The sequence below is a fragment of the Methylobacterium sp. CCH7-A2 genome (genome assembly GCF_001557075.1).
In the GTDB taxonomy this organism is placed as follows: domain Bacteria; phylum Pseudomonadota; class Alphaproteobacteria; order Rhizobiales; family Beijerinckiaceae; genus Allobosea; species Allobosea massiliensis.
In genome coordinates, this window is record NZ_LSKN01000204.1 from 1 (window position 1) to 491 (window position 491).

A 491-nucleotide genomic window follows, 5' to 3' on the forward strand; every position below is an offset into this window, starting at 1 on the left:
GCCGGCGCGCGAACGATCGCGCCATTCGGCCCGCCGCGACATCGCGCGAACCGCGCTCTGTCACGCCGTCATCACCGCTATGGACGCGACGTTGAATGCCATCATCGCGACACGGCTGTCGAAGGCCAAGGCCAGACACATCAATCGAGTGCGCCATCATGGCACGCCGTAAGTCTTTCCTGGAGCGCCTGCGCGTCGGATCCACGCGGGTTCTGATGGGGCTGGGAGACGGGCCTCTCACGTTTGGGGGTCGCAAGGCCCCCCCTGCTCTCATCAAAAAGGGCAAGCGTAAGACCAAGCCGAGCGAGCTGGACCAGCGATTGATCCTTCTGGACCAGATCGGCGAGCTGCCGGAACTGCTCGCTGACTGTCTGCCCCCACTGGCGACACAGCACATCTTCACTGTGGTCGAAGCGAGCCGGTTGGCCGCCAAACTCGATGTTACGATCTATCACCTGATCGCAGCCGGTGTCGTCATCGACGGGCTCTCA

General features: G+C 63.1%; 1 protein-coding gene. It reads left to right on the plus strand.

Translation table 11 applies throughout. From position 1 onward, the window contains the following. Window positions 1-158: 158 nt before the first annotated feature. On the plus strand, window positions 159-491 hold a 333-nt coding region (locus tag AX750_RS15380; protein ID WP_156460968.1), incomplete at its 3' end, for a hypothetical protein.